Below are 24,482 nucleotides of genomic sequence, written 5' to 3' on the forward strand. Positions count from 1 at the left end.
GGGGTTTGGTGGGTGTATCATCGAAAATACAGATATGCTGTTCAATGGCAAATCTATCAAAAAAATCAACAAAGATGCGGTGGTTTTGGTGGATGGCACCGGCACCCTAGAAAAATTGGGTTATTCCATCTCTGGTGACTCCCTAAGGGTTTCATGAAAATCGTGCAGGAGAGAGTATTGAGGTCAATACAGAACAACATAACGCCAAAAAAGATGTAGCTGAAAGCAACAAAAACAGTTACCTGATATTGGTCATAAGGTTTTTGATAACATACCTGCACCCCGATATTGATGCTACATGAAGAGAATTGTCAGATTGCCTTTCCTAAAGAGCATGCCAATGCGATAAGCTGTATTTATTACATGATATTTAAAGCGGGTATTGATGAGCCAACAAAAGTGCCGATTGACATTATTGATGACTGTATGTACAAAATTATTGACGCCACAAAGTAAGTAAAGATATGCTATTGAATGTCTTAAAGATGACTGGGTTTATATCGATGATTGGGTGACAAGCCTTGATGTTGTTTACAAAACCAAAAAGATAAAGTGCTGATTGTTTTTTAATAAAACTGGTGGGTGAGTTTGCCTCAAAAGTGCAAGCCGTTTGTCACAACCACACCCCAAAAGTTGTGTGTCACTTTTGGGGTGCGCTTACCAGTTGATAATTTAGCTTATGCCCCTGATATGCTGGCATGAGCCAAGACGTCATCAACGTTGGTGTTATTGATGATGATGTACAAATCAGTGGCTCTGATGTGAACATCGTTGCCAATATGATGGGTGGCTTGACTAAGCTCATTTATGTTGGCAAAAACATTGTCAAAGATGACCTTGTCATGGTCGCCAATATAGCTATTAAAGTCACGAATGATGTTCAAGCCAGTACTTTCTTGGTTAAATGCAAAAATGTCATCGCCGATACCACCAAACAGTATGTTGTTGCCTTTGCCACCATACAGATAGTCATTGCCTTCACCGCCATACAGATGGTCGTTGCCATCATTGCCAAATAGGCGGTCGTCGCCTATTCCGCCGTGTAACAGACCATTGACGCCGTTTAGTGCGTACAGAACGTCATTGCCTTCTCTGGCAAAGATGATGTCGCCTGTCAAGACATCATCTGACTGGCTGCCTTCAAGATGGTCTTGATAGTCGATGTTTGTATTGCGACTTTTGATGAGATAGCGGTTGGAGACAAGACCTTCTGAGCTGATGTCATAAGGACGAATCTGGGTATAGGATTCGTTATTAAAGCCAATTTTTTCAACATTTTCAAGGTGTTTGATGCCTGTACCGTCTTTGGCGTGCATAAATACTGTGTCATCAGACAGTCGATAGGCATGCCAATCTTGGCTTTTGCCTTGTAAGATGACAGTATCAACGCCTGCACCGCCATCCACACGGTCTGCACCTTGTGCCAGTACGATGCGGTCATTGCCATCTTTGGCATCGATGTAGTCACCCTGTTTGCTACTTTGTATAAGGTTGTTGTGGTTTGAGCCAATGATGAAACTACCAACTTTGTCCGCTTGATGGCTTTTGTCCTTGACCCACATGCTAAGACGTTCGGCGGCATTTAGCTGATCGATGATGATGCGGCTGTCTCTGTGGGTAAACTCATAAAAAGATGAGTTGGTAATACGTTCTAAAGTATCTTGACCCAATGCACCTGTATGTGCTGCCCAGCCTTGGGCAGTATTGATAAGTGACATGACAAAGGGGTTGTTGACATCCCACAAAGCCGAGGCATACGCGCCTGTCACCAATACCACATTGTCAATACTGCTGTCAAAATCATTGTCTATGTTGGACAATGCAGGACCGCCACCAGCGATGGCATCAGCAACACTGGTGTGAGAGCCTGTGATGCGAAAGACGGCATCATTTTCATAACCCATGTTCAAAATAACATCAGGATTGTCGTAGATGACAGGACTGGCATGACCGATGTATATTGCGTCGTTAAAAAATCCATCAGTCAATGATTCACGGTGTTTTGCCATGATATTGGTGTAGCCCCCACCTAGACTGTAACCTGTAACCAACACGTCTTTGCCCGATAGGTCGTGGGCGGTGGCATAGTCTTTGATGGCTTGCAAAAGTGGCTGCATGTTAGGGGCAATCTTACCTTCGTTGAGATGAAAATAATCCGCCACATCAAGCAAATCATTGGTGCCAGCCCAGCTGATGCCAAGGCGAGTGGGCTTGCCAGTATCATCAAATTCACCAACCAACATAACCTGTGGTCCTGAACCATTAATCGGACGGTCACCGGTGATGGTACTTACAAAAGTGTAGTAACCATAGATGTCCACAGCACTGTTCGGTAAGTTGAGTTCGGCTGGCGTGAGTGAACGCCAGCCATCGGGTAAGGTTAGGGCAGCATTAATGCCTTTTAGGCCATCGGGTATAAGTTTGGCGAAACTGGCGACATTAGCATGCTGAGCCAGCTTACTGGTGGTGTGCATAAGTTCGGTGGATTGGTCGCTGTCAAAATGACGAAAGTCAAACATTGCCATAATAATTCCTTGTGTGGTTAATGATGAATAGAAGTTAATCGTATTCTCAATATAACCAAAAAAATACAAAATAACAAGTAAAAAAAGACGTACTTTTAAATTTTGGCGATAAAGGTGTGTGTTGGGGTATATCTACTGTTGATGAGGTTTTTTATAAGGCGTGGTTAATTTCATGATTTGGTAGTAGTCTAAAAAGTATGCTGAACTAGGTTTTCCGTTCTTCCTGAGCCTGCCTGCGGGTAGGAAAACCGTTATGGTTTGACAAGCTCGCCACGAACGGTTTTCTTTGTAGCATACTTTTTGAACCAGAGCCCATGATTTTAATTACGGTGTGTCTGATGGAGGATTCAAGGCTCTTATTTCTCTTAATAAAGTGAGCAACCCCCCTTGCTCTCAACCTGTTTTTTAGGCAGATATTTTTATTGTAAATGCCGAAATCGATTATGTCCTAGTCATACGTCAACGACTAGCCTTTGGCATATCAAAAAATCACCCCCAAGCCCTTGACATTCAGGCAAAGAGCAGTTATTATGAGCGGCTGATTTATCCTTTCATATTTTTACCGCCCTCGTCAGTCCTTGACTTTTTCTTGGCGGAGTTCATTTTGTTTTCACTTCTACACATCTTATCTAGATCATCTCATGAATTTGACCGAACTAAAACGCAAGCCTGTCAGTGAGTTGCTATACATTGCTGAGCAAATGGGGCTTGAAAACATGGCTCGTAGCCGTAAACAAGACATCATTTTTGCCGTTCTAAAAACCCACGCCAAAAACGGCGAGCCGATTTATGGCGATGGCGTATTGGAGATTTTGCCAGATGGTTTTGGCTTTTTGCGTTCATCAGAAGGTTCATATTTGGCAGGGCCTGACGACATTTATGTCAGCCCAAGCCAAATCCGCCGTTTTAACCTGCAAACAGGTGATTCTATCGCAGGGCAAATCAGACCGCCCAAAGATGGCGAGCGGTATTTTGCTCTATTAAAGGTCAGTGAGATTAACTTTGATACGCCCGACCGTTCACGCCATAAGCTCATCTTTGAGAACCTAACACCGCTTTTCCCCACCCAGCAGTTACGTCTAGAAGTGGGCAACGGCACGACCGAAGACTTGACAGGGCGTGTGATTGACCTCATTGCTCCCATTGGTAAGGGTCAGCGTTCCATCATCGTCGCCCCACCCAAGGCAGGTAAGACGGTACTACTACAAAACATCGCCCAAGCCATCTCAAAAAACCACCCCGAGTGTTATCTTATCGTTCTGCTCATTGACGAACGCCCCGAAGAAGTTACCGAAATGCAGCGTACTGTGCGTGGCGAAGTGGTCGCATCGACCTTTGATGAGCCACCTGCTCGCCATATCCAAGTGGCTGAGATGGTCATCGAAAAAGCCAAACGCCTTGTTGAGCACAAACAAGACGTGGTCATCCTACTAGATAGTGTTACACGCCTAGCCCGTGCTTATAACACAGTCATTCCATCAAGCGGCAAGGTGCTGACAGGGGGTGTGGATGCCAATGCGTTGGAGCGTCCAAAACGCTTTTTTGGAGCGGCTCGTAATGTCGAAGAAGGTGGCAGTTTGACCATTATATCCACCGCCCTGACCGACACAGGCTCGAAGATGGACAGCGTGATTTTTGAAGAATTTAAAGGCACAGGCAACCAAGAGATTACCTTGGAGCGAGAGCTTGCCGAACGCCGTATTTTCCCTGCCATTAACATCAAAAAATCATCAACCCGCCGTGAAGAACGTCTCATCGATGAAGAAATGCTTCGTAAAGTGTGGGTGCTTCGCAAACTGTTACAGCCGATGGATGATTATCAGGCGACCGAATTTTTACTTGACCGCCTAAAAGACGCCAAAACTAACGATGAATTTTTTAATAACATGACCAAATAAAGTCATGAATTATTAAGAAGAATGATAAATCATTTAATATTGGCAAGCTGTCATTATTAAAAAATGACTAAAATATAATCATTCTTAGAGTATTTGCTCAGTATGTTTAAAAATAGGTGTTATTAAAATTTTTGAAAAATAATCAGTTTAAGAAAATTTTACGTCATTTTAATGACAAAAATCAAAAATAGCTTTCTGTAGAAATGTTTTGTTACAGATTGATTGCATTTATTACTAAAAATCATTTGTTATTGCCGAATGATGTTTATATAATAGTACAAGAAATATAGGGGTAAATATTCTGCGATGATAATCTTTGTTAAAAACAGAGATTAAACATGGCAGTTTTTTTGCCTTAATTCTATGTTCATCCTAACATTTGGAGAAAATCATGAAAAAGTTAATCCTAGCTACCTTAATCGGTTCATTGGCTCTTACCGCTTGCTCAAAGCCAGCGGAAGAAGCACCAGAAGCTGCTGCTGCTGCCCAAGAAGCAGCGAACGAAGCACAAGCCGCCGCAAACGCTGCTCCTGCTGATGCTGCTGCACAACAAGCTGCTGACACTGCCCAAGCTGCTGCTGACACTGCTGCTACTGCTGCTGCTGACGCTCAATCTGCTGACAAGACTGTTGCTGAGCAAGCTGAAGCGACTGCTGAAAACGCACAAGACGCTGCCGAAGAAGCTGCCGACGCTGCCAAAGACGCAGCTGACGGTGCTGCCGCTGCCGCAGGTACTGAAACTGTAACCAACGAAAACCCTGCTGTTGCTACTGTTCCTGCAACCGAAACTAAGTAATTCATTAAGTTTTCTTATTGAGTTAAAAGAGCCATATTTTTGTGGCTCTTTTTTTATTTGCCTATTGCTAGGGGCGGGCTTGCAAAAGCAAAAATTTACCTTATAAAGTAGTGAAAGATATCTCGTTTTTACCATGAATCAAGCCTATTCCGACCATCTTACCCAGCTCCTAAAAAACCTGCCCAATCTGCCTGGTGTCTATAAAATGCTCGGTAAGTCGGGCGAGATTTTGTACGTTGGAAAAGCCAAATCCCTAAAAAGCAGGGTGAACAGCTATTTTGCCAAGACCATTGACCACCCGAAAACAGTCGCCCTAGTCGCTCGCATTTGTGATATTGAGATTATCATCACACGGAGCGAGAGCGAGGCTCTGCTTCTTGAGCAAAATCTCATCAAACAGCACCGTCCGCCTTATAATATTATCCTAAGGGACGACAAATCTTATCTGTATCTGTTCATCTCAAAGGACAAATTCCCACGCCTTGCGGTGGGGCGGGGCAAGGGCAATCATGCCGAAGGTCGCTATTTTGGGCCTTATCCGTCCGCCAATAGTGCCAAAGAAGCGGTGCTACTTTTGCAAAAGCTTTTTATGCTACGAAACTGCACCAATAGCGTATTTGCCAATGCCAAACGCCCCTGCCTAGAACACCAAATCAAACGCTGTACCGCTCCGTGTGTGGGGCTGATTAGTCAGACGCATTATGATGACAATGTGGGACAAGCACTTGATTTTTTGAATGGTAAAACAGGCGAATTGCAAGCCATGCTTGCCCAAAAAATGCACGAATCTGCCGAGAATATGTACTTTGAGCAAGCCGTTTTTTACCGAGACCGCCTTGCCATGCTCTCTGACATCACCGCCCGTCAAGCGGTGTATCGGGTGGGCGATGACAGCAGTGCCGATGTGTTTGCCATTGCCGACAGAAACGGGCTGACGGTCGTCCATGTGCTGACCGTGCGTGGTGGTAAGGTGCTGGGCGGTAAGAGTTATTTTCCTGATGATGTGGGGGTGTTTGATACGCTTGCCGAGCGGCTCGAACGGTTTTTGTTGTCGTTTTATTTGGAGGTGAGCGATGATTTGCCCAAAGAGATTATCATCAATGAGATGATAGATGACAAAGACACGGTTGCCGAGCTACTCCATGATGAATTTGGCAAAAAATGCCTGATAAAAGACAGAGTACAAAAGCACCGCCGAGAGTGGCAGGAGCTGGCGATTTTGAATGCTCATAATGCCTTGACCGCCAAGTTGTCTGATTTTAATGAATTAAATGAGCGGTTTGTCGCCATGCAACAGGTGCTAGGGGCGGTGTCAGATAAGGCAATTAACCGCATTGAGTGCTTTGACATCAGTCATACCATGGGCGAGCTGGCGGTGGGGTCGTGCGTGGTGTTTGACAGTCGGGGGGCGAGAAAGCGGGATTATCGCCAGTACGCCATTCATGACGTGGTCGGGGGCGATGATTATGGAGCGATGAGACAGGTGCTGACAAGGCGGTATGCCAAGCACCCCTTGCCTGATTTGCTATTGATAGACGGTGGAAAAGGGCAGTTAAATATCGCCAAAGAAGTCTTAACCGAGCTTGATAAATTGGACGACACGCTACTCATCAGCGTGGCAAAGGGAGAGGGGCGAAAGGCGGGGCTTGAAGTGCTACACTTTTTGGAGCATGAGCCGATAGATTTGCCAATGGATTCTAAGGCATTGCACCTTATCATGCACATACGAGACGAAGCTCACCGCTTTGCCATTACCGCTCACCGCAAAAAACGAGACAAGGCTCGTGGGGCAAGCGTGCTGGAAGTCATTCCCAATCTGGGGGCAAAACGCAGGCGAGACCTATTGGCTCATTTTGGCGGTATTCAACAGCTCCTTGGTGCGTCCGAAAGTGAGATTGCCAGCGTCAAGGGCATTGGCAAGGTGCTGGCAGGGACGATTTATAAAAGTTTGCATGGGTGAATGGTGTGTCTTTTGGGCGGTAAAAATAAAGACAAATCCAATTTGCCCTTATTTTTGGGTGTTGTTTGGTCAAGGGTTAATCAAGTTTTATTAAGATGCCTTACATCGTCATGTTGTAAATCTTAATTCATGATGCCTATCAATAATACCCAAGCACTTTCCACCAAATGAGCCCCACGCCAATCCATGTCACAAGATTGACCACGCTCATAACCGCCCCGACTTTCCACCATTGCCCAAGCGAGACATAGCCCGCCCCAAAGATGACAGGAGCTGTACCTGTGGCGTAGTGCGTGAGCGTCATCATCAGACTGCTTGACGCCGCCAAAATCAAGGCGTAGAGCATGGGCGGAGCCCCAAGAGCCAGCCCCACGCCATAAAACGCCCCAAACATTGCCGTGATGTGAGCGGTTGTACTGGCAAAAAAGTAATGGGTGTACAGATACACAAGTGTCAAAATCGCCATTGCACCGATCCAGCCAAGTCCCATGCCCGCAATGGCAGTCTCAATCTGACCTGAAAACCATGCAATTAGCCCAAGTTTGTTCAGATAAGTCGCCATCATAATCAATACGCCAAACCACACAAGCGTATCCCAAGCCGACTTTTCTTTTAAAATATCATCCCATGTCAGCACGCCTGTCAAAATGACGACCGACAAGCCCAAAAACGCCACCGCTGTCGCATCCACCGCCAACGCATCGCCAAACAGCATGGCAGGCACATTTGCCCATAGTAGGAGCATACCACTAAATACGCCAAGCATGATTTTTTCATCACGGCTTAATTTACCAAGCTCGGCAAGTTTTTGACGAGTAAAGTCTTTGACATCAGGCGTTTGGGTAATCTCAGGCTTGGCAAGAACGTAGATGATAAGGGGCATAAGTAGAATACACGCAAGCCCCGGTAGGAGCATGGCGACTGCCCACGTTGTCCACGACATATGAATCTCGTTGCCTGTGGCTTTGCCAACCAGCTCCACTACCAAAGGGTTTGGGGCGGTGGCAGTGATGAACATGGCGGAGGTGATTGGGTTGGATTGGTAGTTTACCAGTGATAAATACTCGCCCATTTTTTTGGTGGTGCCGTCATCAGGCTTTGAGCCGAAACTCTCGGCGATAGAGCGAGTAATGGGATAGATAATCGCCCCGCCCCGAGCGGTATTTGATGGGGTAATGGGGGCAAGCAAGGTCTCAGCGATTGCCAGTGAATAGCCAATGCCGAGAGTTTTTTTGCCAAAAAAGCCGATAACACTATAAGCAATCCTCGCCCCTAGCCCTGTTTTGACAAGCCCTCGTGAGATGATGACCGCCACAGCGATGAGCCAGATAAGCGGACTTGAAAAGCTAGATAACGCATCTTTCATCGCATCTTTGGGCATGTCGGCGGTTACGCCCGTCAAGGCAACAAGGGTAGTGGCGATGATAGAAATCGCCCCAATGGGCAATGCCTTACCAATAATCGCAACAATCGTCCCAACAAACAACGCAAGGAGGTGCCATGCGTTCGGCTCAACGCCTTGTGGTACAGGAATACCAAACCAAATGATGAGGGTAACAAGCACGGCAATGACCGCAGAAACGGGCTTAAATGGCATATGTTCACCTTTTTATTATCGTAAGATGTTAAAAATAAAACCTTGCCAATTTCCCTATTGGGTAAAATATCCTTATAAATTTTAAGGATTTAAAATGAAATAAAAAATCATCATCCGATTATTGATAAAATGCAACAAATATCAAACTTTTATCAGCATGATTTTTTGATTTGATTATAACAGAATTATTGGCATGAACCCACAAAATATGTGGGGTTATTTAAGGAATGTTTTGATAAATTCATCAGATAAAATGATAAAAATAACCAAAAAGTGGTATAATTGCTCAATTTATGGTTAATTTTTCATAAATATATCAGTAAAATTTATTATTTGGGGTATTTGATTGTAAAACAGAAAAGTTGTGGCATTAGAATGCTGTGTTGTGATAAATGTTTTTTCCAAATTTAAAGACATCTTTTCCAAAAATCATTATTCTTTTGTCAATTTTAAAATTTTATAATAGGGCGTGCCTGCCTTTTGTATTTGCCATGAAAAATGCCTGTTTAAAACAGCAGGGGAATCGCCCGTTTTTCATGCAAAAACGATTGGTTTATTTCTAAAATATTTCTATATTGTAAATAGTGCTATAGATGTGAATGGCGTTATTTTGGTGGTGGGTGTTTTGCGTTATAACACCATGAATTTTGGGCATTTGCCACGCCCAGAACCTGCGGGCAGTTTTGTGGACGGCTCGGTGTCTTTGACCACACTTAACATTCCGTTTGAAGGGGCTGGCTTGTCGGTGGCTGGCGACCCATTGATGCTTGACAAATTTTCGGTGTCTTTACCCAACAGCTTTAAAGAAGGTGTTAAATATTTAAAAGACAATGACGACGAATTTGTTACCCCCAAAGATGCCCTTGATTTTTATAATGAGACCAACTCGGTGGATAAAAGTTTGATTTTGTATCCAAACTTTGGGCATTTGCTCATGCTGGAAAATGGCGGACAAAAAATCAATGACGATGTGGCACAATGGATTGGCGAGCGAGTGAAATAAATTAGATAAAAGAAAACACCGTTTGCATGTTCACTTTGGTTGGTTTTGTTTTTTGAGTAGTCTCAAAATCTCCTTTCATGCCCACTTAGACTTATCCCAAACATTTGTTTGTATCATGGCTAAACTGGATCAGACTTTTGCAACTGATTGCTTGGAGATGCTTTTGTGTGAGTTGTTCAGTGGCTTTTGAGCATGGTCTAAACGGTATATTTTTGGGATTGCAGGGGGCTGTAGACTGAGGTTTGGCAAAATAGCATGCTAAGGGGCGGATTGTATTCCGTTGTGTTTTGAGTTAAGCAAAATACCGCTTTAACCCCTCAAGCAATAGCTCTTTCTCCACATTCAGGGCGTTCTCAAATTGAACGTTTATCATATCCGCACCGCCCCCTGTGAGTGTAATCTCAAAATCAGGATAATCGGCACGCACCGCACGCACCGCTCCAACCACACCAAACAGCACGCCATGATTGACCGCATCAAAGGTCGTCCGCCCAAGCTCGGTGCGGTCAAACCGCCCAGCCTTGACCGCAATCTGCTGAGTGCCTGCATACAGGGCGTGGCGTTGCATATAGACGTTGGGCAGGATATATCCGCCCAAATGTGTGCCGTGTTCTATCAAATCAATCGTCAATGCCGTGCCACAGCCGACCACGCATTGTTTTTTGGTGTTATCCACCACACCAAGCATTTGTAGCCATCTGTCCACGCCAAGCTGATTGGGGTCATAATGGCTTGTCAAAAGGGGGTGATTGGCATTGACTTTGGCAAATTCAAACGGCACGGCAAAGCCTTGCAAGGTCTTGTCAATGGCGGTGTTAATTTTATTGCCAAGTACGCTAGAAATCCCCACAAATTCAGGCTCAAAGCTCGCCAATGTGCCAAGCAGTCCAAATAGTAACTCATTGGGGGCTTTTAGGTGTTCTTTTGCGTCATGGGCGATAATGGTGTCGTTATCGACTATCCAATATTTTAGGCGGGTATTGCCCAAATCTAGCCAAAGTTTTTTCATAATTTTCCTTAATAAAATGGGTTTTGGTATTTATATAAATTTTAAAAATTCTCATATTGTGGGGATAATTTTTTTAAAAATCTCAATTTAAATGCTAATTTTTAATACCGATTTTAATACCGATTTTTAATAAAGGGCAAATTGCAATTTTCCCCTACAATTTATTTAAAAACCTAATTCACAATTTTTGCCATACCTGCAAATATCGGCTTAATATCGCCATTGTCATTTAATAACAATTCGCCTTGATTACCAATGCCGATACATCTGCCTTTGGCATAAATATCCGTCATATTATTTTGCATAAAAATATGAATAAGTTTATCGGTCAAAAGATGATTGGCGTTAAATTTATCAATAAAATTTTTTAGATACATGGGTTCTTTACAATCATTGCAAATTTCTATTGCTTGAAAGATTGAATTTGCTATTGGGATATATAAATCTTGGGCGGTTGTTTTTATGTCGGATAATTCTTTTAAACACGTCGCTTGATAAAGACCGTCTTTTATCACAGGCGAATTATTGACATTTAACCCCACGCCAGTTACCACACCCACAAGCGTATTTTTATCCAATTTTTTAAAAACAGGTTCAATTAAAATGCCAGAGAGTTTTTTAAAAAATCCTGCCTTATCATCATAAAAGCCCACGTCATTTGCCCATTTTACGCCAATGGGAGGTAGGTTATTTTCGGTGCGAATTTGATTAATGGTTTGAATGATTTTTAATTGAGCAAGTTGATAGCCTACCGCCAATGACAATAAGCCCGATAATTGATGTAACTCAAATTGCCCCTGACCAATCGGAACATATAAAGACAAAAAAACATTGTCCGCACCGCTGACCCACGTCCGCCCATGCTGTCCACGCCCTGCCGTTTGGTGGTTTGCCGTGTATAGGTGGGGGGCGGTGTGTGTGTGTGTGTCGTCTGTAATGGCGTGGATAAGCTGGGTGTTGGTGCTGCCTGTCGTGTCAAAATGGGTGTGGGGCGTGGCGGTCAAAAAATTTGGCATGGGGCGGTTTTTGGTTGTTTCAAATGAATAAAAATAAGCTATAATACCATAAATTTGGTAAATGTGAGAGTATGTAACATGATGTATCTGTGGTTTGTGGTCGCAGGAGCGTTTGCGGGCGTGTGTGCAGGGCTGTTTGGCGTGGGCGGTGGTCTTATCATCGTGCCTGCACTTGTGTGGATTTTGGGGGCGTATGGCTTTCCGAGCGAGTTTATCCCCCATGTGTCGGTGGGGACGGCTTTGGCGACTATCATCATTACGTCTATCAGCTCTTTGACGGCTCACAACAAAAAAGGCGGGGTACGTTGGGACGTGTTTAAGAATCTAACCTATGGCTTGGTGGTCGGTTCGCTGTTTGGGGCGTGGGTGGCAACGCTTATCAAGGGGGATTATTTGCAAGGTCTGATTGGTGTGTTTGCCATTGCCATGTCCATACAGATGTTCATGAAAAAGGCAGACGAGAATATCAAGCCCCTGCCCAAGCCGATGAGTCAGAGCGTGGCGGGCGGTGTGATTGGTATGGCTTCGGCGATTTTTGGGATTGGCGGTGGTAGTCTAAATGTGCCGTATCTTACCCACGCAGGTCTACCCATGAAACAAGCGGTCGGGACTTCGGCAGCGTGCGGTCTGCCCATTGCCATTGCAGGGGCGCTTGGATTTATGATATTTGGGCGAAGTCATGTGGCAAACATGAGTGAGCCTGTGGCAGGACTGCTTGGCTTTGTACATTTGCCTGCCTTTGTTGCCATTAGTGTGGCGAGCTTTATTACCGCCAAACTTGGAGCAAAAATCGCCCACAAACTGCCAGCAGGCACACTCAAAAAAGCCTTTGCCTGTTTGCTGATTGTGGTGGGTTGTCAATTGGTGTGGAGTGGGGTGGTGGGGTAGGTGGCTACCCCCCCATTTTTGTCTTTATAGGTATTTTGCTAATATTGCCTCTTTCTTTCTTTGGCTTTCATTTATAACTTTTGTATGAATTTCAATTTTTTGTTCGTAGAGTTCGGCTTTTGCGATTATTTTTTGCATTTCATCATATGACTGTAAGACTGGTATTTTAAATGATAATAAGGTTTTTTGAGTTAATTGGTTAATAGAAACAGTTGATGATATTTTTTCTATTTGTTCTGCATAGTGTTTGCTTTGCGTCCATAGGTAAATCCATTTGCTAAATTTATTACTACGACAAATTGCCATAAATGCCCCAAATGTCATCGGTTCATTTAGGGTATCTAAATAAGCAGATTTACCTAATAATTTTTTGCTTCCATTTCTAACGCAAATTAAAACATCTTTATTTTTAACAAAATACTTGTCGTTAATATTTAGCTTTACTCGTACTTGGTCATTAAAATCTAATTTTCCATTTTTAATATTTGATGAACGTAGCACGAGAATGCCATTATCATTTATATGTTCAGGTTTATAATTTAGTCCGATATATGATTGACAAATGTCTCCCAAATTAACCAGATTTAACCCCCCCCCCCCTGCGTTTTGTAAACAATCTCTAATTCATTAAAAATATCCGCAATTTTTTGGCGATAAGTTTCTATTGCCATACGGCTATTTTCATATTCATCATCAATCTTTTGGCATTCATCAATAATTTGTTGTTGAATACTTGGGGGCGGTAAGGGAATTTTAAAGTTTTTAATATCATCAGGATAGACATGGGGTTGTGCCGAGCCACGAGCCAAATCAAATAATGCCTGTTGCATACTTTGTAAATAAACAAATATATATTTGGTTGCCAATTCAGTTTTGCCACGAATGGTTGTACAATCTGATGCAAATATCTTTTCTTTCCAAAAATTAACAAAACCTGCATTTGCACCAGAAGCACTAATGGTTATGGTGTTTTCATCACGATTATATTCATTATGCGTATAGGCAAAATCTTTACCGCCAGCAACAACTTTGTAATTGCCCGATATGGCATTTTTTGCAGTAATCGATTTGCCTTTTCTGATTTCGCTTGGAAAATCAACTAATTTTATAAGCGGATATTTACTATTAATCTCAATTCTCTTTTGAATGATGGTACGAATGGATTTATTAAAACCAATCAATCCAAAATCAAGCATATCTACAGTATTAACCATATACGCATATTCGCCATAAGTGTCAGCAATCGCAATATCTTTTCGTTCAAACATTTGACGGATATAATGAGCCAATGTGTTTTCGGCAAAACGATTATCGTGGTTGTATAGCTTCCCCCCCTGCTTTGATGATTTGAATGCCTTCTGCCCCTTTACGATTGCTCCAATCATAGCCCAAAAATTCTTTTTGTTTGGCATTTTCGCTTGGGGCATTGATAATAAGGGTTTTCTGATTGTCCGTTAGGGCAAAAAAGGTAATTTTTTCTTTTTCTAATAATTCAAATTCTATTAAGAATTTTTTGGTAATGATTGCATTTTTTTCATCATTAGATAGGTTTTTTTGGGTTTTATCCAAACCAATTTTTGGTAATAAAGATTGGCGATGTAGGACGATATATTCGTTGTCAATGGTTGTTAATTCGTCCCATGTCAATGTTTTTAGGCGAAATTTATCATAAATATCAACAGGCACATCTATCTTATTTAAATAGCGTTGATAAACATTTTTATCATTCCAATATTTAATTCTGCTTTATTAAATATGGCTCGGGCATGATATTTGGCAAAATTTATTTGTTTTGGTGGATACTTCATTTTTTCCAAAAATAAAATTACCGTATTAGTGCCTGTTGCTCCAAATGTTTTACTGCCTAAATTGACAATAGCATGAATAAAAAACTCTTGCAATAATAATTCTCTTGCACCTGTATAGCTTGTGCTATCATTGCTCAAAATACTAGACGGCAGAATAACTGCACCAATACCGCCTGATTTTAATAATTGGGCAATGCGTTCGCAGAATAAAACTTCTATTTCTCCGCCATTATTGGTAATTAAATTTAATAAAGATAATTGGTTGTTTTTTAGTTTTAGATGAGATTTAAAAGCCGAAACAGAATAGGGTGGATTGGCAACCAAAATGTCAAATTGTTCATTTTGTATGCCTTTGCCAATATCATTATCTAAGCCGTCCCCAAAAATAATATTACTGTCGCCAGCACCATTCATAAACATGGATACTTGCGAAACACGAGCCAAACGATAGTCTTTTTCTATGCCAAAATACTATCACGAACCCAATCATTATTTGAATTGGGTTTGGCGTTATTAATGGCTTCTATGGCTTCTGTTAGAAAATGCCCAGAGCCACACGCATAGTCAATCACTTTTGGGTATTTATCATCACTTTTGTTAATGATATTTTGTAGTGGTAAGCTATCCCAAATAAAACGAGTGATTGGACTTGGGGTAAAAAACTGTCCTTCGTTTTGCTTAAAACCTTTATTTAATAATTGTTCAAATAAATCGCCCAAAAATTGATGTTTTGATAGATAAACAATGCGGTATTTCTCAAAAAGCTGTACCATTTCTACCAATATTTTGCCGTTTTGTAAAAATAGAGCTTCGTTATGTACGTCTTTAAAAGAAAAATCGTTATTGGTATAAAACTTTAATTTGCGAATGGTGTGTTTTAATTCATCAATGGCGTGAATTCTATCGCCACCTTGATAGCGTGAAAAAATGTCTTGGGCATATTCATTGGGAATATAAAAGATTTCTTCTTTCATAAACCTATCCATGCCTTCCGTATAAAGTCGTTGCAATCTGTCTTGTAGGGTTTCAAACGTGTCTTGACCAACTTTATATTGAAATTCTACTTCGCTGTTTTCGTCTTTTTGAATTTCATCAACCAATTTACAAATAAATAAAGCAATTAAGCGATTAAAGGCATTTTCTTTATCGGATACAGCATTATGACGTAATATTTCTTCAAATTGATTGATGATTTTGTCATCGGGATTAAAATCTTGCAAATCTTTTTTGCGAAGTGGTTTAATGCCAATATGATAAGCGTTGGTTTCATCGCCAAAAAATAGTTCTTGGTGTAATTGTCCAAGATAGGTTTCTTGCCAAATCTCGTGCAATTTTTGTTTGTTATGGGCATTGTTATAAAGTCCAATGCTTTCATCTGTTTGGAAAAGAAGTTTTAGGTTTTCGTCATCGCTACATTTGATGATGTCATTTTTATAAATCAATTCATCATCAATAATATCAGATGCGTATAAACCAAGCCATTTTACAGAGCGGTCTTGTTGCCAATAACTAAATAATTGACCGCCGTCATCTTTGAGTATTTTTAGGGCTTTATTGTATTCTGTGCCATAAGTTTTGCATTCAATAATCATCAATAAGTCATCATTATGATAAACGCAAATATCAGCCCGTCCGCTTTTTTGGCTATGACCTAATGACCAGCGTTTTTCTAATTCTATATCACAGGCTTGATAACCTTTTTCTAATAAGCGATGAACACATTCAAAAACCACGAAATTCTCATTACTGCTAAAATTACACGTTTGTTTTTCATTGATTTTTAAGTTTTTGGGATAAATCAATGTTTTGTTGTCAAAATCCACTTGTAAAAGAGTGGTTTCGTTAAATGTTTTTGTCCAAATATTTCCATGCTGGTTAAAGTTTAAAAGAACAAGTAGGTCTGGCAGGGTTTGTGCGGTAATCATGTCAGTGTCAAAAGTTTAAAAATGGCTATTTTACAATAAAAATAGGGCAAATGGTATGGATTTTGGTTTAATAAAAAGGTACTTTTTGCTAAAATACACCCCTTTTCCATACCCAATCCCAATCATCATGCGTCTAAAATCCCTAAAACTATCAGGCTTTAAATCCTTTGCCAATCCCACGACTTTTACCTTTAAGCACGACATTACCGCCATTGTTGGGCCAAACGGCTGTGGCAAGTCCAACGTGATTGATGCCATACGCTGGGTGCTGGGCGAGACGAGTGCCAAACAGCTTCGTGGCGGGGCGATGAGCGATGTCATCTTTGCAGGGGTAGAAGGGCGAGCGGGTAAATCTCTGGCGAGCGTGGAGCTGACCTTTGAGCATACCCAAGATGAGAGTACAGGCATTCGCCATGCTCTAAACCTATACCATGAGCTGACCCTACGCCGTCAAGTGACCAAAGAGGGCAAGTCTGATTATTACATCAATGGGCAAAAGGTACGTCGCCGTGATGTGGTGGACGTGTTTTTGGGGACGGGGCTTGGGGCGAGAAGTTATGCGGTGATTGAGCAGGGCATGATAGGGCGGATTGTTGATTCTAGCCCCATGCAACTGCGTGAGTTCATCGAAGAGGCGGCGGGTGTGTCACGCTATCAGGCACGCCGAGCCGAGACCGAAAAACAGTTAAATGAAACCAAGGATAATCTGGCACGACTTAATGACTTGCAAGGCGAACTTAAAAAACAGCACAAAACACTTATCCGTCAAGCCGAGTCCGCCAAAAAATACCAAGCCCTAAATGATGAGTTGTTTGAGCTGAACAAAAACGACTTATTAAAACGCATTTTTGAGGCGTGGCAATACCTAGAAACTAAAAAACAAGACAAAGACAAATCCGCCCAAATCCTGCACGAGCTAGAACAAGCGGTGGGTAAAGCCAAAAAAGAGCTGGACGTCTATTCAGCCAAACTTGCCGAAGCAAACTGGCTCAAAGATGACGCACGGGACAACTACCATAACGCCCGCATGAAAGAGCAGACGGCAGAGCATAACTATTATAGCCTAAACCAAGAGATTGCCAGTTGTGAAGACAAAATCGCCCGCCTAACCGAGCTCAAAGCCCAGTCAGAGGCGAGCATTGTGGAGAACCAACAAAGCATTGATGAGATTGACAAGGAGCTTGGGCAAATCAGCCCTGATGTAACCGAGGGGGCGTTAAAACTGACCGCCTTACAAGATGAGCTGACCCAAGCCCAAGGGGCGTTTAACACTGCCAAACAGCAAGTGAGCAAGCTTACCCAAAAAAAGAACGACCTAGAAAACACGCACAAACTGGCGACATCGCAAAAAAACCGCCTACTCACAAGCCACGAGCGAGTCACCAAAAAATACCAAGAACTCATCAATAAGCACGAGAACAAAGAGCAAAACCACGACAAAGAGCAGGATGAGATAAAGTCGCTGACGAGCCACATCGTCACGCTAAATCTTGCCATAGATAAGCTGTCCGATGACGACGGCAGGCAGGTGTTTGATGAAAAAAGTCGGCAGGTCAAAGCATTGCAAGATGAGCTGTCTGCACTAGAAAAACGCCATGCGTCCATGATGGGCGAGTATGACACCCTACACAAACTGGTGCATAAGCCCAAACATGCCCCGTCCGCCGATGATGACGGCACGGATGATGATACAGACAACAGTGGGACTGACACCAAAAGCTGTGTGGATGGTATCGCTCTGCCCCAACTAGACTCATTAAAAGACAGCATTAAGCTAACCTGTGATGGCGAAAAATATGCCGATGTTCTGGATAAATTTTTGGGCTTTTGGCTGGATGCTCGGGTGCTAGATGGTAAGCGTGATTTTTCTTTGTTGCCACTCATCAATCATCTGCCCACAGCCATGGACGGTGGTAAGCACAGCCATGATGATAAAAAGGATAAGAAAAAAGACGGCAAAAAAGCCAAGCACAAAGGCGAGACTTCGGGGCTGTCTGCCCATGAACGCTTGCCGAGCATGGTGCTTTATACCGCACCTAATTTTAGGCAAAGTAGTGATAAACTCATTCCGCTCACTGCCTTGATAAAATCGCCCACGCTGGCACTGTGGCAGGGCGTGTATCTGCTGGATGTCGATACCCAAACGCTTGATGAAAAGGGGTTTGATAAACTGGTCACGGCATGGGCGGATGAGCTTGCCCAAGGCGTGCTGATTTTGACAAAGACAGGATGGATTATTGGCTCTTTTGGGGTCGTGCATCTCTCTGCTTTGGGGCAGGGCGGACAGGGGCAGGGCGTGCTTAGCGAGCGAGCCGAACACGCCAAACGCTTAGATGAGCTAGAAGAGAAACTGGGACAGATAGAGAGTGAGTTAGATGATAAACAGCGGTCGTTAAAGGCGATGATGAGCGAGCTGGATGTCCTAAGAGTGGCACAAGAAGAACGCCATGCCAAGCACAGCGAGCTGACCCACAGCCTACACGAGAGCAAGGCAAAACTGGTCAAACTAGAACATCAGATAAGTCAAGATAAGCTGATATGGGAGAATTTTAACAGCCAAAAGATAAGCCTTAGCGATGAACTCTCCGAGCTAGATGGCGAGCTTAGGCTCATGGATGATGAGATTGGGCGTAGCATGACGGCACTAGATGAGCATTTGCCCGTATTGCAGGTCACCCAAAACACCCTAAATGTGCTGTCGGTAAGCGTGGATGAGCTGTCAGGCAAGCTCAAGCAGATGACCCAAGACAGACAGGAGCTGACACTCAAACAGACCACACTCACCCAAAACAAAGCCCACGCCACAAGGCTATTAGAGTTATCGCATGAGAACGTAGCAAAGGCGGATGCTGAGACCAAGGAGCTTATCGCTCAGAGCGTGGCGATGAGTGAGCGACTGCCTGTGTTAGAAGATGCCTTTAAGCAGGCAAAAGCTGAGACCGCCGAGCTAAAAGTGCAAAGCGAAGAGCATGAAGCGGTGGCAAAAACGCTGGTCATCATGCAGGGCAGGCTACAAGAGAATCTGACCGATGCCCATGCTAAGTTCGCTGCTGCACAGGCGAGCATTGCCAATGCTCATGCTGATGTGGCGGTGGGGGAGAGCCGTTTGGCGGATTTGGGCGAGCAGATGCTTGGCATGAATGAGCAGTTTAACCTGCCGTCCACGTTGGCGGATTTTCGAGCGAGTACGCCTGTATTTGCCGATAACAGCTCTCGCATTGAGCAGATTAAGGCGGACATTGAGAAGCTAGGGGCGGTCAATCTGGCGGCGGCGGCGGAGCTTGCCGAGTTAGAAGAGCGAGTCTCGCCCCTAGATGAGCAGGTGGCAGACATCACAGACAGCATGAAAAAACTCCAAGACGCCATTCGTGCCATTGATGACAAGACCAAACAGCTGTTTTTGGGCATGTTAAAAGCGGTCAATGATGAGATGAATGCGTTGTTTGCCAAAGTGTTTGGCGGTGGGCAGGCAAGCCTAACACTCATCGATGATGAGAGCTTGCCCAAGGCGGACAAATGGCGAGCAGGACTCGTGCTAATGGCACAGCCCAAAGGCAAAAAAAACTCACGCCTTGCCGTGCTGTCAGGGGGCGAGAAAACACTGACCGCCCTAAGTCTGATTTTTGCGATTTTCAAACAGCACCCTGCTCCGTTTTGTGTGCTTGATGAAGTCGATGCCCCTTTAGATGATGCGAACGTGGGGCGGTTTACGAGTCTGATTCATGAGTTGTCAGACAGCGTGCAGTTTGTCTTTATCAGTCATAACAAGCTTGCCATGCAAGCGGCACATGAGTTAAAGGGCATTACCATGCCTACGGCGGGTATTTCTAGTTTGGTAACGGTCAATTTAGAAGAAGCGGAGAAATATCTAGAACCCCGTGAATGATAAAAGAGTGTTTGGATGAGTGCGGGGGTGCTTGTTATTTCGGTGTGTATTTTGGGGATTTTTAAAATAAAAATGGTTGGCATTGTTTGTCCGTGTTTTTTATTTTCATGGTTGATTATTTATAGCCAAGAAACTTTAAAATTACTACAAATTCAATGATGTAGCGGCGTGCTGAGTACGACTTGTAAAAATAATGCCCTATAAACGTATTCAAAGCCAGTCCCCACAAAACTGTGGTAAATATCAGGTGTGTTGGGTGTGCCATTAAAAATATCCGCCAAATTTACAACTTTTATACAACCGCTAAATGAGTTGCAAAATTAGTTTGATAAGCTAACCCATCTTTTTACCGCCCAAATCATGGAACCCATCATGCACACCAAACACCGCTCATCTGGACGCTTTTTATCTTTATCTACCCTTGCCCTATCTGTCATGGGCGTATCGCTTGTGGCATGTGCCAATGCCAAAGATTATAGCCAAGACGGCAGTGTCTATCAGTTCATGGAAGCCGAACGCCAAAAGTCCAACACCAACGCCATGTATCAGTATGAGCAGAGCATGCAAGGCTCGCTGTTTGCCATGTACCCGACCTATTGGCGACTTAACAACGACATCACCTATCATCACCCTAGCACCATTAACAGCTTTGTTCAGCAGTACCCCAACCACGTCATCAGTGAAAAACTCGTGGCAGACTATGCCGAAGAAAAGGCACGCCAAGGTGACTATCACAGCGTGCGTGCGGTCATTCCTAATATCCGCAATGCCGATGCGTCTGAAGCATGTGCCATTGCCCTAGGTCATAACGGAGCAAATGATGCCCGTGCCTTAGAGCAAAAAGAGAATGTCTGGCTAAACACCCAAATCAAGCAGTCTTTGTGCGACAAGCTCGCCCTAGAAATGGGCAATAACCGCCACATCAGTCGCACCGACCGCCACGAACAGCTGATTCGCATGATGAGAATCGACGCCCGTCAGCTGTCATCACGCAACCCACCCCTTGATAAGAGTGCGGACATCATCAGCCTTGCCCGTCAGCTTAACCTAACCATCGACTATGGCACGCTTGCGACTATCCGCTCAAATCCCAACGGCTTTTTTAGTCAGTTTCATGCCATGCCGTTTAGCGAGACGAACCAATACCTATATGTCTATGCCATCAGCCAACTGGCTCATCGTTCATATTGGGAGGCCAGCACTCAGCTCAATTATGATATTAATCAAGACAACGCCCGCCCTCAAAAACTGCTCTCGGACATGGCACGTCGCTATGCATGGCGGAGCATTGCCGTTAAGCGTATGAACATGAATACCGATGACGGCTTTAATATGGAAGCCGTACATTGGTTTAGAAACAGCCTGGGCGAGCCGTTTAACTTTGAAGAAGCCGAAGACTATGCCCAAGCAGGTATCTATTTTGGGCAATGGACGGACGTGATTAACGCCATCGGGGCGATGAACAAGACCAAGGCAGGCGAGAATGTTTGGCAGTATTGGTTGGCTCGTGCTTATGAGCAGACGGGCAAGGGCGGACAAGCTCGTCAGATTTACCAAAATCTCACCAAAAACTTAGATTATTATGGTCTGCTTGCCCGTGATAGGCTAAACATGCCCCTAACTGCCAATGACATCGGCGGTATCGGCATGCCAAACATCAGTGCCAGAGATACCGCTCGTATCATGCAAAACCCTGATTTTGCTCGTGCCTTTAAACTCATGGAGAGTGGGGCGAGTATGGAGTATATTCAGCGTGAGTGGAACTGGGCGGTGCGTACCACCACAAACGCAGGCGACCATCAGCTCGTGCTTGCCGCTGCCAAAAAAGCCCACGACATGGGGATTTATAGCCGTAGCATTCACGCCATGGAAAATTCACCCCTAAGAGCATCAGCGATTAGCCACCCCATGCCTTATCAGCACAGTTTTATGACTCATGCAGGCAGTGCAGGCATTGATCCTGCGTGGGCGTATGGCATCACTCGCCAAGAGAGCCGTTTTGCTGCCAATGCTCGCTCGGGTGTGGGGGCAGGTGGGCTGATGCAAATCATGCCAAACACCGCCAAGATGATTGCCGGCAAAATCGGCGGTAGTGGTAATTCAAGCGACCCTGACACCAACATCCGCTATGGCACATGGTATCTGTCGGATAAGACCCGTGATTTTAACGGACAAATCGCCCCTGCCACCGCCGCCTACAATGCTGGCACAACCCCTGCTCGCAAATGGCTACCCAAGCATGGTACCATCAGTGCTGACCAATATGTCGAAGCCATCCCGTATTCAGAGACTCGTGAGTATGTCAAGCACGTCATGGAAAATGCCACCATCTATGGCGTGATACTCGGCAGATACACCCCAATTAGCCAACGCATGGGAACAGTATCGCCGTCTTGGTAAGTCTAGGGCTTGCCTGTCTTTTGTATTTGCAATGAAAAATGCCTGTTTAAAAAAGCAGGGGAATCGCCCGTTTTTCAAGGAAAAAGTGAAGTTTGTGAGTCTTCTATCAAACGAGCTTTTGACTTCGAGCCACAATCCGACCACTTAACTGGGTAAATTTTAAGAGTTTTAACTTAATTTTTTAAATTAAGTGGTCGGATAGCCATTTTTCATGCAAAAACATCATTCTATATACTGGTTTAGCAAAGCCTGTGAAAAGGGTTATGACTTAGCCTGCCAATACCGCTAATCCACACAAGCCTGTCAATGTACGAGCTTTTTATGGTAAATTAACAAAAGCCGATTGGTGGTAATTTGCCCCAAAAAACCTTTGCCAATACCCCAAAAAATATGCTACACTAGGGCGATTTTGCAGTTTTTGAAATGGGTTTCAAAAGGCAAAATTGAGCAAAATTTTTTCCATTTTCAAATTTTATTTTAAGGATAAGTCATGAGCAAACAGCCTGTTCGTGTTGCGGTAACTGGTGCCGCAGGTCAGATTGGTTATAGCCTATTGTTCCGTATTGCCAGCGGTGAGATGCTTGGCAAAGACCAGCCTGTGATTTTGCAACTTCTAGAAATCCCCAACGAAAAAGCCCAACAAGCCCTACAGGGTGTTATCATGGAACTTGATGACTGTGCTTTCCCATTGCTGCATGACGTGATTGGCACAGATGACCCAAATGTGGCGTTCAAAGACGCAGATTATGCCCTGCTTGTCGGTGCTCGTCCCCGTGGACCGGGCATGGAGCGTGCTGACCTACTCCAAGAAAACGCCAAAATCTTTACCGTACAAGGCAAAGCCCTAAATGACGTGGCAAGCCGTGATGTGAAAATTTTGGTAGTCGGCAACCCTGCCAACACCAACGCTTACATCGCCATGAAGTCTGCCCCAGACCTACCTGCTAAAAACTTCACCGCCATGCTACGCCTAGACCACAACCGTGCCTTGACCCAAGTCGCCAAAAAGACTGGTAAAGCCGTCAAAGACATCAAGAACCTAACCGTATGGGGCAACCACAGCCCAACCATGTACGCTGACTACCGTTTTGCGACGATTAACGGCGAGAGCGTCAAAGAGATGATTAACGACCAAGAGTGGAACGCTAACACCTTCTTGCCAACAGTTGGTAAACGTGGTGCGGCAATCATCGAAGCTCGTGGCTTGTCATCAGCGGCCTCCGCTGCCAACGCTGCCATTGACCACATGAGAGATTGGGCGTTGGGCTCAAATGGCGAATGGGTAACCATGGGCGTTCCGTCTGACGGCTCTTATGATATCCCAGAAGGCGTGATGTTCGGTTTCCCTGTAACCTGCGAAAATGGCGAATACAAAATCGTTCAAGGCTTAGAGATTGATGAGTTTAGCCAAGAGCGTATCAATATTACGCTAAACGAGCTAACCGAAGAGCGTGATGCGATTGCACATTTGCTATAATTAGCAGTTAGACAAATACCCCTTATCGTACGATAGGGGGTATTTTTTTATCATTTTAAAGGGATTTGTAGGGGCTTTACAAGTCCTAGGCATGACGTGTCATTTTCACACTCATCCCATGCACCAATACCGCCAGTAACATCACGCCTGCCCCGACATAGCCTATCATGGTCAGTCCTAGGGCTTGATGAGCGATGACCATACCACCAAGTAACGCCCCACCACCGATACCGATGTTATAAATCCTCTTGTTACCGCCTTTGCCAGTCAAACTAAACTCATTCTTGCTCAAGT

At 44.0% G+C, this 24,482-nt stretch carries 18 protein-coding genes and 1 pseudogene; 9 read left to right on the forward strand and 10 right to left on the reverse strand.

What is annotated here, in order from left to right:
* Positions 1-291: 291 nt before the first annotated feature.
* Positions 292-456, forward strand: coding sequence for a hypothetical protein (locus B0182_RS14245; protein ID WP_158079629.1), 165 nt, complete (start codon positions 292-294; stop codon positions 454-456).
* Between the two features lie 221 nt (positions 457-677).
* On the opposite strand, the gene B0182_RS04560 is transcribed toward B0182_RS14245, so the two are convergent.
* A complete protein-coding gene (locus B0182_RS04560) occupies positions 678-2,525 on the reverse strand; it encodes a calcium-binding protein (RefSeq protein WP_078273802.1) in 1,848 nt (615 codons plus the stop codon).
* Positions 2,526-3,166: 641 nt separating this feature from the next.
* Here B0182_RS04560 and rho point away from each other — a divergent pair.
* The 3 genes from rho (at position 3,167) to uvrC (ending at position 7,179) form a co-directional block, all read left to right on the forward strand.
* Positions 3,167-4,423 carry a transcription termination factor Rho gene (gene rho, locus B0182_RS04565; protein WP_078273803.1) on the forward strand — a complete coding sequence of 419 codons (1,257 nt, stop codon included), beginning with the start codon at positions 3,167-3,169 and terminating at the stop codon, positions 4,421-4,423.
* 391 nt (positions 4,424-4,814) lie between these two features.
* Positions 4,815-5,219 (forward strand): hypothetical protein, encoded by a 405-nt coding sequence (locus B0182_RS04570; protein ID WP_078273804.1) that lies wholly within the window; start codon positions 4,815-4,817, stop codon positions 5,217-5,219.
* 133 nt (positions 5,220-5,352) lie between these two features.
* Positions 5,353-7,179 carry an excinuclease ABC subunit UvrC gene (gene uvrC / locus B0182_RS04575; RefSeq protein ID WP_078273805.1) on the forward strand — a complete coding sequence of 609 codons (1,827 nt, stop codon included), beginning with the start codon at positions 5,353-5,355 and terminating at the stop codon, positions 7,177-7,179.
* A 139-nt stretch (positions 7,180-7,318) separates the two neighbouring features.
* On the opposite strand, the gene B0182_RS04580 is transcribed toward uvrC, so the two are convergent.
* Entirely contained in the window at positions 7,319-8,776 is a 1,458-nt protein-coding gene (locus B0182_RS04580) for an anion permease (protein ID WP_078273806.1), read from the reverse strand.
* A 595-nt stretch (positions 8,777-9,371) separates the two neighbouring features.
* On the opposite strand from B0182_RS04580, the gene B0182_RS04585 reads away from it, so the two are divergent.
* Complete coding sequence (locus B0182_RS04585; protein ID WP_078273807.1) at positions 9,372-9,779, forward strand: alpha/beta fold hydrolase domain-containing protein; 408 nt, start codon at positions 9,372-9,374, stop codon at positions 9,777-9,779.
* A gap of 292 nt (positions 9,780-10,071) precedes the next feature.
* Here the strand turns inward: B0182_RS04585 and B0182_RS04590 are convergent, their stop codons facing one another.
* Together B0182_RS04590 and B0182_RS04595 are read right to left on the reverse strand one after the other, a co-directional pair.
* The gene (locus tag B0182_RS04590) at positions 10,072-10,788 is read right to left on the reverse strand and encodes a pantothenate kinase (RefSeq protein ID WP_078273808.1); all 717 of its coding nucleotides are present in this window, start codon (positions 10,786-10,788) and stop codon (positions 10,072-10,074) included.
* Positions 10,789-10,961: 173 nt separating this feature from the next.
* Positions 10,962-11,804, reverse strand: a complete 843-nt coding sequence (locus tag B0182_RS04595) for a biotin--[acetyl-CoA-carboxylase] ligase (RefSeq protein WP_078273809.1) — start codon at positions 11,802-11,804, stop codon at positions 10,962-10,964.
* Between the two features lie 78 nt (positions 11,805-11,882).
* Here B0182_RS04595 and B0182_RS04600 point away from each other — a divergent pair, with 78 nt between their 5' ends.
* Positions 11,883-12,692, forward strand: a complete 810-nt coding sequence (locus B0182_RS04600; RefSeq protein WP_078273810.1) for a sulfite exporter TauE/SafE family protein — start codon at positions 11,883-11,885, stop codon at positions 12,690-12,692.
* Positions 12,693-12,716: 24 nt separating this feature from the next.
* Here the strand turns inward: B0182_RS04600 and B0182_RS04605 are convergent, their stop codons facing one another.
* The 5 genes from B0182_RS04605 to B0182_RS04620 are packed head-to-tail and all read right to left on the reverse strand — an operon-like array spanning position 12,717 to position 16,425.
* Positions 12,717-13,265: a restriction endonuclease subunit S gene (locus tag B0182_RS04605; RefSeq protein WP_158079630.1), complete on the reverse strand. Its 549-nt coding sequence runs from the start codon at positions 13,263-13,265 to the stop codon at positions 12,717-12,719.
* 11 nt (positions 13,266-13,276) lie between these two features.
* Positions 13,277-14,104 carry a restriction endonuclease subunit S gene (locus B0182_RS04610; protein WP_143821664.1) on the reverse strand — a complete coding sequence of 276 codons (828 nt, stop codon included), beginning with the start codon at positions 14,102-14,104 and terminating at the stop codon, positions 13,277-13,279.
* On the reverse strand, positions 14,001-14,378 hold the full coding sequence (locus B0182_RS13850) for a hypothetical protein (RefSeq protein ID WP_112742588.1): 378 nt from the start codon (positions 14,376-14,378) through the stop codon (positions 14,001-14,003). Before B0182_RS13850 ends, B0182_RS04610 begins: the two co-directional genes overlap by 104 nt.
* A gap of 11 nt (positions 14,379-14,389) precedes the next feature.
* On the reverse strand, positions 14,390-14,920 hold the full coding sequence (locus B0182_RS15130) for an HsdM family class I SAM-dependent methyltransferase (protein ID WP_264676099.1): 531 nt from the start codon (positions 14,918-14,920) through the stop codon (positions 14,390-14,392).
* A 38-nt stretch (positions 14,921-14,958) separates the two neighbouring features.
* Positions 14,959-16,425 carry an N-6 DNA methylase gene (locus B0182_RS04620; RefSeq protein WP_078273814.1) on the reverse strand — a complete coding sequence of 489 codons (1,467 nt, stop codon included), beginning with the start codon at positions 16,423-16,425 and terminating at the stop codon, positions 14,959-14,961.
* A gap of 127 nt (positions 16,426-16,552) precedes the next feature.
* Between B0182_RS04620 and B0182_RS04625 the strand changes: the two genes are divergently transcribed.
* The 3 genes from B0182_RS04625 to B0182_RS04635 all read left to right on the forward strand — a co-directional run bounded on the left by B0182_RS04625 (position 16,553) and on the right by B0182_RS04635 (position 24,188).
* Positions 16,553-20,311, forward strand: a complete 3,759-nt coding sequence (locus B0182_RS04625) for an AAA family ATPase (protein WP_078273817.1) — start codon at positions 16,553-16,555, stop codon at positions 20,309-20,311.
* A 372-nt stretch (positions 20,312-20,683) separates the two neighbouring features.
* Positions 20,684-22,711: a lytic transglycosylase domain-containing protein gene (locus tag B0182_RS04630; protein WP_228157709.1), complete on the forward strand. Its 2,028-nt coding sequence runs from the start codon at positions 20,684-20,686 to the stop codon at positions 22,709-22,711.
* Positions 22,712-23,201: 490 nt separating this feature from the next.
* Complete coding sequence (locus B0182_RS04635; protein ID WP_078273815.1) at positions 23,202-24,188, forward strand: malate dehydrogenase; 987 nt, start codon at positions 23,202-23,204, stop codon at positions 24,186-24,188.
* Positions 24,189-24,273: 85 nt separating this feature from the next.
* Here the strand turns inward: B0182_RS04635 and B0182_RS04640 are convergent.
* A pseudogene (locus B0182_RS04640) lies at positions 24,274-24,482 on the reverse strand (hypothetical protein); the annotation flags it as partial.

The organism is Moraxella bovis, assembly GCF_002014975.1.
GTDB classification, from domain to species: Bacteria; Pseudomonadota; Gammaproteobacteria; order Pseudomonadales; family Moraxellaceae; genus Moraxella; species Moraxella bovis.